The sequence below is a fragment of the Mesorhizobium sp. M7A.F.Ca.CA.004.12.1.1 genome (assembly GCF_003997835.1).
Taxonomy (GTDB): Bacteria; Pseudomonadota; Alphaproteobacteria; order Rhizobiales; family Rhizobiaceae; genus Mesorhizobium.
Window position 1 is genome coordinate 1 of record NZ_RZRK01000284.1, and the last position, 7,149, is coordinate 7,149.

Genomic DNA, 7,149 nt, shown 5'->3' on the forward strand with positions numbered 1-7,149 from the left:
CTGCATCACGCGCTCGTGCATGAGCAGGAGCGGTCGGGTGCTGCATGGACGCTGGAGTGGCTATTGCTGCCGCAAATGGTCGTCGCAACGGCAGCGTCGCTGCGCCTTGCCGCCGAACTGGCCGCACAGGTCGAAAGTCTCGGCCACTGATGCGCACGCAAATCGTCGTCATCGGGTCCGGGCCGTCCGGGTTGCTGCTTGGGCAACTGCTGGCCGGCATCGGCGTCGAGACGGTCATTCTTGAACGTGCGAGCCGCGAGCGCGTGCTTGGCCGCGTGCGGGCAGGGGTGCTCGAACAGGGCACCGTCGAATTGCTGGAACAGGCCGGCGCGGCGGCAAGGCTGCATGCCGAAGGGCTGCCGCATACTGGCATCTCGCTCGCCTTCGACGGACGCTTGCATCGCATCGACCTCGAGGCGCTGACCGGCGGCAGGCATGTCACCGTCTATGGCCAGACCGAGGTCATGCACGATTTGATGGACAAGCGCGACGCGGCAGGGCTGACCACGATCTACGAGGCGGCAAATGTCGCTCTGCACGATTTCGACGGCACCGCGCCTTTCGCCACCTATGACAAGGATGGCGTCACGCATCGCATCGACTGCGACTTCGTTGCCGGCTGCGACGGTTATCATGGCGTCAGCCGCAAATCGGTGCCCGAGCGTACCCTAAAAATCTTCGAGCGGCAGTATCCGTTCGGCTGGCTCGGCGTGCTGGCCGAGGTGCCGCCAGCCGACCGCGAACTGGTCTACGCCAATCACGAGCGGGGTTTTGCGCTGTGCTCGATGCGCTCGACGCATCGCAGCCGCTACTATGTGCAGTGCCCGCAGGACGATCGCGTGGAGGCGTGGTCGGATGAGCGCTTCTGGGACGAGTTGCGCCGCCGCTTGCCGGAGCAGACGGCGGCAAATGTCGTCACCGGCCCATCCTTCGAGAAATCGATCGCGCCGCTGCGCTCCTTCGTTGCCGAGCCAATGCGCTTCGGCAGGATGTTCCTGGTTGGCGACGCCGCCCATATCGTACCGCCGACCGGGGCGAAAGGGCTCAACCTCGCCGCCAGCGACGTGCGCTATCTCTTCGCAGGTTTGCGCGACTTCTACGTCGAGAAGTCACATGATGGCATCGATGCCTATTCCGGCAAGGCGCTGGCACGGGTCTGGAAGGCGGTGCGCTTTTCCTGGTGGATGACGACGATGCTGCACCGTTTTCCCGACACCGGCGATTTCGGCCAACGCATCCAGGAGGCCGAACTCGACTACCTCATGCACTCGCGCGCCGCATCGACCGCGCTCGCCGAGAACTATGTCGGCCTGCCTTATTGAGGGCTGCGGATCATCCCGCGCCTTGCTGCCTGGCAAGATCCAAAAGCATCGGGCGCTGCCCCTTGAGGATTTTCACCTCGGCCTCGGGCAAGGTGAACCAGCCCGCTCTGTCGACCTCCGGGAACTCCTTCAGGGATCCCGACCTTGGCGGCCATTCCATGGTGAAGCTGTTGCTCTTGATGGAGGTCACATCGATGTCGATGGTCGCCTCGACGGACCAGGCCGAGACGATCTTGCCGCCCGGTTGCCTGTAGTCGCCGAGACGAGTGAAGTATCCATCGACCTTGACGCCAAGCTCTTCCTCGGTCTCGCGTTGCGCTGCCGTCAACTCATCCTCGTCCTCGCCGACGAGGCCCTTCGGTATCGACCAGGCACCATCGTCCTTCTTCGCCCAGAAGGGTCCGCCCGGGTGAACCAGCAACACCCTGAGATCGTCGTCGCTGCGGCGATAGATCAGCAATCCCGCACTGCGTTTTGCCATTTTTGTATGTCCGTTTGCGAAGCTGGCAGCCTGCCGATGGTCCTTGAATCGTTGACGCGAACCTTGCACCAGGGGATTGCGACGCTATGTCAGGCGCGGCTGCATTGCACCTCACCCGCGAGTCCGGCAATCTGATACCATCGCCTATTTGGCGGCTCGAAGGCTAGGTGACGATGCAACTCGGTCTTATTGGCTACTACAGCGACTTCGTCGTGTATCCGCTGGTAATCGCCGTGCTGGCAGTGGCTGGGCTGCTCGAGGCCGGCGAAGAGGGTGCGCCGGGCTGGATAGGCACGGTCCTCGCCTGTCTCGGCCTCTGGACGCTGATCGAGTATGTGCTGCACAGGTTCGTTCTTCACCACATTCCCTACATCAAGGACCTGCACGACCGTCACCATGTCGAGGAGCGCAGTTCGGTGGGCACGCCGACCTGGCTCAGCCTCGGGGTGCATGCGCTGGTCGCGTTCCTGCCGGTATGGATGATCTCGGATTTAGCAACCGCGAGCGCGGTAAGCTGCGGGTTGATGCTGGGGTACCTCTGGTACATCAGCATCCACCACATGATCCATCACTGGCATCCCGCGCATCCGAGCTATCTCTACACGCTCAAGCGTCGCCACGCGGTCCATCACCACATCGACGAAGCGGCCAATTTCGGTGTGACGTCGGCGTTCTGGGATCGCGTTTTCGGGACGGCGCGGCTCTGAAGCCAGTTCAGCCTCGGCCGTTCAACGCCTCTTGCCGCGACCGCCGGGAGACTTGGCTCCGCGGGGTCCGCTCTGAGCCGGCGTGTTGTTCTGGTTTTCGTCGGACAGTTTTCGCCAGCGGGCAAGGCGCTCCGGATCGAGCGTTCCGGCCTTCAAGGCAGCCTGCACAGCGCAGCCCGGCTCATGCACATGCGTGCAGTCGCGGAACTTGCACAGTGGCGCGAGTTCGGTGATTTCGGCAAACAGCGTGTCGATGCCGGAGGCGACGTCACTGACCTGCAAAGTCCGCATGCCCGGCGTATCGATCACCCAGCCGCCGCCGGCAATGGCGTGCAGCGATCGCGACGTGGTGGTGTGGCGTCCCTTGGCATCGTGCTCGCGAATGCCTCCGGTCTGCTGCGGCGATTGCTGCCCCGATCCGGCCAGCGTGTTGACCAGCGTCGATTTGCCGACGCCGGAGGAGCCGATCAGCGCCACCGTCTGGCCGACACCGCACCAGGCAGCCAGGATGGTTGCCGCATCCGATGTCCGGGGGTTCAGCGTCACGACCGGCAATCCACGCTGCAACGCGGCAGCCTGCCTTGCATATGTCTCGGCGTCTTCAGCGGTATCGGCCTTGGTCAGCAGGATCACAGGCGTCGTTCCGGCCTCATTGGCGAGCGCCAGATAACGCTCGAGCCGGGCGGGATTGAAGTCGGCATTGCACGAGGTGACGATGAACAGCGTGTCGACATTGGCCGCGGCAAGCTGCGGCACCCTGCCGCCCTGGGTGCGGCGCTCCAGCACCGTCTTGCGGACCAGGCGGCGCTGCACAAGGTGTTCATGCCCATCGACCAGTACCCAGTCGCCGACCGCATAGTCACCGGTGTTCGCCTGCGCCGGCAGTGTCAGATCGACCGGCCCTGCCTGGGACAGGCCGGTCAGGCGATCGCGGTGGACGGTGGCGATCCGCGTCGGGATAAGATCGGCGTCGCCGGGTTCGAGCTGGTCGCCAAAAAAATCCGTCCAGCCCAGGCCGGCAAGCGATGGCATGGAGTGGTCCGTCACGGCTTTGACCACGGCGTCGCGGACATTGGAGAGTATCCCTGGCAGGTGAGGCGCGGACGGGGTGGGCGATTGCCCAGCTGTATGGGCGGCATGGCGGCATTTGGCAAGCAGGCCCGGAGCCGAGAGCGAGCGGCAAGCTTCTGCGGCCCTCGATCGTCGAACTGACGATCAAGTCGACGAAACAGCGCTATCCGAAAGCGTTTGGCGGGAAAAAACGGCGGCGAGCCGCCTCAGCTTTGAAACGTTAACGAATAATTTGACGCATGCAATATTTCTGGGTTCTATTGGTAACTGTGAAAATTGACTGAATAAGTTCCATCCAGGATTGTCGCATCCGGTCAACGGCCGCATGACTGGGGGCGGGCCGATCATGGCAGGGGATCAGGAATATATCGATGGCGGAGAAGACGCACCGCACGATGGATGACTTCGCCCAGGCATGCGGCGTGTCCCGGCCGACGCTGTCCAAATATTTCGACGATCCGGCGAGCGTGAAGCCGGCGACGCGGGCGCGCATCGAAGCCGCCCTGCGCTCCTCGGACTATCAGCCCAACCTTTTCGCCCGAAATCTCAACCGCAAGCGCACCCGCAACATCGGCATCGTCGTGCCGACGATCACCGATCCGTTCTACGCCGAGATGGTCAGCCGCATCGAATTTCGCTGCCGCGACGAAGGCTACTGGCCGATCGTCATCTCCTCGCATGGTTCGCCGAAGCTGGAGGCGGAGTCGGTCAGGACGCTGCTGTCCCTGAAGGTCGCCGGCGCGATCATCGCCCCACTGGGTCTGGCTTCCGACCGCGGCGTCTTCGACAAGCTCGGGCAGGATATTCCGATTGTCTATTTCGACACCTATATCGAGGGCGATACGCCGTTCGTCGGCAATGACAACCGGCAGAGCGTCTCGACCATCGTCGACTATCTCTGCCGTTCGGGTGAGCCGCCGGTCTATCTCGACATCCCACACGTCAACCACAACTCCGGCGAACGCCAGGAAAGCTACATCGTCGCGATGGAGACCGCCGGGTTCAAGCCGGTCGTCATCGAAGGCACCCGCGATTACACCTGGGACTTCGAACGCATCGGCTACGAGCAGACGGAAAAAATGCTGCAGGCCGGCGCCTTGCCCGGCCGCACCATCCTGTGCGCCAATGATCGCCTCGCCTTTGGCGTGATGGCGGCTGCGTTCTCGCGCGGCCTGAAGGTCGGCCGCAGACCCGATTGCGATCTGCGGGTTGCAGCACACGACGATCATCCGCTGAGCCGCTACACCTGCCCGGCGCTGACCACCATGGCGCAGGATTTCACCGCCATGGCCGGCCGCAGCGTCGAGATACTGCTGGCTCTGCTGGACGAGGCCGATCCGCCGAAGCAAGGCCTGGCCCGCACTGTCAAGCTCGGCGCCACCCTGGTGATGCGTCAGTCGGCCTGATCGTCAGCGACCTTCTCGAAGTGGCGCCAGGCAGCCACCGCCTCGGCCACCGCTTGCCGGGCAGCGGGAATATGGCGTCCCATTGAGACGAAGCCATGGATCTGGCCCGGCCACTGCCGGAGGATCACCGGCACGCCCGCGGCTTGCAGGCGCGCCGCATAGGCTGCCCCTTCGTCGGCGAGGATGTCGCGGCCGGCAAGCGCCACAAAAGCCGGCGCCGCGCCGGCGAGGGCAGGCGCCAGCAAGGGCGAGACGCGCCAGTCCATGATGTCCTCGGGCGTTCGCACATAGTGGTCGCGGAACCATGCCATGGTGGTTGCGGTGAGCCCGAAGCCGTCGCCGAAACGCTGGTAGCTATTCGATGCCTGCCGCGCGTCGGTGTTGGGATAGATCAGGAGTTGCGCCGCAAGCTGAGGCGCAAGCCCATCGCGGGCAAGCAGCGCCAGCACCGTGGCGAGATTGCCGCCGGCGCTGTCGCCGGCAACGCCGATGCGTCTGATGTCGATGCCGAGACCGGCGGCATTCCCCGCTATGAAGCGCAGTGTCGCCAGGCAATCCTCGAGCCCGGCGGGAAATTTGTGCTCTGGCGCCAGGCGATAATCGGGACAGACAATGACGGCGCCGCCGAGATTGGCCATCAGGCGGCAGATCTCGTCATGCGAATCGAGGTTGCCGATGACCCAGCCGCCGCCATGCAGGTAGAGCAGCGCCGGTGCCCCGCTTTGCGGTGCGCCGATGCCGCGATGGATGCGGAGCGCTATAGGCCCATTCGTCCCGTCGATCTGCCGTTCCTGGGTCGCAGCGACCGGCTCGTGCTCACCCTGTAACGTCGGGAACGAGGCGTTGTAGGCAGTTCGCGCCGCCGCCACGCTGCCGGTCTCGAATGGCTCGCCGCCGGCTGCACGACCAATTTCGAGGACGCGCAGCGCATCCGGATCGAGCGTCATGGTCATGTCCTCAGGCCAGCAGGCTGCTCGCCTCTTCCTCGGTCAGCAGGGCCGGCTGCACGACATCGCCCGCGATGGCGACTGATCCCTGTGTTTCACCGGAGCGCAGGATAGCCTCCATGATCTCCAGTACATGCAGCGCGAGGCTGCCGGAGGCCCGTGGGGTGCTGCCGGTTTGAAGCGAGCGCACCAGATCGGCGACGCCGAGCATGCGGTAATTGGCGCGGTCGGGCGCGGCATAAGGCCAGTTGCGGGCGCCGTAGAGATCGCCCTCGCTGGCGAAATCCTGCCAGTCGGTGCCGCGCTCCGACAGCGACACCGTGCCGCCGAACGTGTCGGGGTCGGGCAGGCGCAGCGAGCCCTCCGTGCCGTGCAGTTCGATCGGGTGGTTGGAGTGGCGAAAGACATCCCACGAGGCGCCGAAGGTGACGGTCGCGCCGGAGCGGAATTCAAGCAGCGACAAAACGTTGGTTGGCGTGCCGACCTTGAATGTCGTGTTCTTGAATGGCCCATCGGCTGATATCAGCCTTTCTTCCTGGCCGCGTGTCGCCATTGCCATGACGCGCTCGACCGGGCCGAGCAGATTGACCAGCATGGTCAGATAGTACGGACCCATGTCGAACACGGGGCCACCGCCTGGCTGGTAGTAGAATTGCGGGTTGGGGTGCCAGTGCTCCATGCCGCGGCCCATCATGAAGGCGGTGCCGGTCACCGGACGGCCGATGGCGCCCTCGTCCATCAACCGGCGCGCACGGCGCCCGGCAGCACCGAGGAACGTGTCGGGCGCCGAGCCGAGCAGCAGGCCGCGCGACCGCGCCTCGTTGACCAGGCGTTGTCCGTCGGCGGCCGAGGTGGCGAGCGGCTTTTCGGTGAAGACGTGCTTGCCGGCCGAAAGCGCGGCAAACGAAATATCGAAATGCGCCGCCGGAATGGTCAGGTTGAGGACAAGATCGATCTCCGGGTCGGCCAGCAACGCGTCGACGCCGAGTGCCTGGATACCATATTCCTTCGCTCGCACTGCTGCCATGTCGGCCGAAATATCGGCACAGGCGCGCAATTCGATCCCGCCAAAAAGCCCGGCGTTGCGCAGGTAAGTCATCGAGATGTTGCCGCATCCGATGACGCCGATCCCGAGTTTGGTCTTTGATGTCCCGTGCATTTTCGATCCTGCCTCCCAATGCGCTCATGGCCTGCCGGTTCCGCCCAGCCGTTAGG

At 64.3% G+C, this 7,149-nt stretch carries 7 protein-coding genes and 1 pseudogene; 4 read left to right on the top strand and 4 right to left on the bottom strand.

Features of this window, described 5'->3' with window-relative positions; all coding sequences use genetic code 11:
• Positions 1–150 (top strand): annotated as a pseudogene (locus EN984_RS38835) (3-carboxy-cis,cis-muconate cycloisomerase); the annotation flags it as partial.
• Entirely contained in the window at positions 150–1,322 is a 1,173-nt protein-coding gene (gene pobA, locus EN984_RS16530) for a 4-hydroxybenzoate 3-monooxygenase (protein ID WP_127266579.1), read from the top strand. The pseudogene EN984_RS38835 and the gene pobA, both read left to right, overlap by 1 nt.
• A 10-nt stretch (positions 1,323–1,332) precedes the next feature.
• Here pobA and EN984_RS16535 read toward each other — a convergent pair whose 3' ends face one another.
• Positions 1,333–1,803 (bottom strand): NUDIX domain-containing protein, encoded by a 471-nt coding sequence (locus EN984_RS16535; RefSeq protein ID WP_127266578.1) that lies wholly within the window; start codon positions 1,801–1,803, stop codon positions 1,333–1,335.
• A 173-nt stretch (positions 1,804–1,976) separates the two neighbouring features.
• On the opposite strand from EN984_RS16535, the gene EN984_RS16540 reads away from it, so the two are divergent.
• Positions 1,977–2,510, top strand: a complete 534-nt coding sequence (locus EN984_RS16540) for a sterol desaturase family protein (protein ID WP_127266577.1) — start codon at positions 1,977–1,979, stop codon at positions 2,508–2,510.
• Between the two features lie 21 nt (positions 2,511–2,531).
• Here the strand turns inward: EN984_RS16540 and rsgA are convergent, their stop codons facing one another.
• Complete coding sequence (gene rsgA, locus EN984_RS16545; protein WP_164748644.1) at positions 2,532–3,542, bottom strand: ribosome small subunit-dependent GTPase A; 1,011 nt, start codon at positions 3,540–3,542, stop codon at positions 2,532–2,534.
• 410 nt (positions 3,543–3,952) lie between these two features.
• Between rsgA and EN984_RS16550 the strand changes: the two genes are divergently transcribed.
• A complete protein-coding gene (locus EN984_RS16550; protein WP_127266575.1) occupies positions 3,953–4,987 on the top strand; it encodes a LacI family DNA-binding transcriptional regulator in 1,035 nt (344 codons plus the stop codon).
• Here EN984_RS16550 and EN984_RS16555 read toward each other — a convergent pair.
• Both EN984_RS16555 and EN984_RS16560 read right to left on the bottom strand, forming a co-directional pair.
• Entirely contained in the window at positions 4,975–5,934 is a 960-nt protein-coding gene (locus EN984_RS16555) for an alpha/beta hydrolase (RefSeq protein WP_127266574.1), read from the bottom strand. The genes EN984_RS16550 and EN984_RS16555 overlap by 13 nt on opposite strands.
• A gap of 10 nt (positions 5,935–5,944) precedes the next feature.
• The gene (locus EN984_RS16560; RefSeq protein ID WP_127266573.1) at positions 5,945–7,093 is read right to left on the bottom strand and encodes a Gfo/Idh/MocA family oxidoreductase; all 1,149 of its coding nucleotides are present in this window, start codon (positions 7,091–7,093) and stop codon (positions 5,945–5,947) included.
• Between the last annotated feature and the right edge of the window lie 56 nt (positions 7,094–7,149).

What these genes read in the sequence shown, in the direction of transcription:
- EN984_RS16535 (WP_127266578.1), bottom strand. Translation starts at nt 1,803, where the DNA reads ATGGCAAAACGCAGTGCGGGATTGCTGATCTATCGCCGCAGCGACGAC.
- EN984_RS16560 (WP_127266573.1), bottom strand. Translation starts at nt 7,093, where the DNA reads ATGCACGGGACATCAAAGACCAAACTCGGGATCGGCGTCATCGGATGC.
- EN984_RS16540 (WP_127266577.1), top strand. Translation starts at nt 1,977, where the DNA reads ATGCAACTCGGTCTTATTGGCTACTACAGCGACTTCGTCGTGTATCCG.
- EN984_RS16550 (WP_127266575.1), top strand. Translation starts at nt 3,953, where the DNA reads ATGGCGGAGAAGACGCACCGCACGATGGATGACTTCGCCCAGGCATGC.
- rsgA (WP_164748644.1), bottom strand. Translation starts at nt 3,542, where the DNA reads ATGCCATCGCTTGCCGGCCTGGGCTGGACGGATTTTTTTGGCGACCAG.
- pobA (WP_127266579.1), top strand. Translation starts at nt 150, where the DNA reads ATGCGCACGCAAATCGTCGTCATCGGGTCCGGGCCGTCCGGGTTGCTG.
- EN984_RS16555 (WP_127266574.1), bottom strand. Translation starts at nt 5,934, where the DNA reads ATGACGCTCGATCCGGATGCGCTGCGCGTCCTCGAAATTGGTCGTGCA.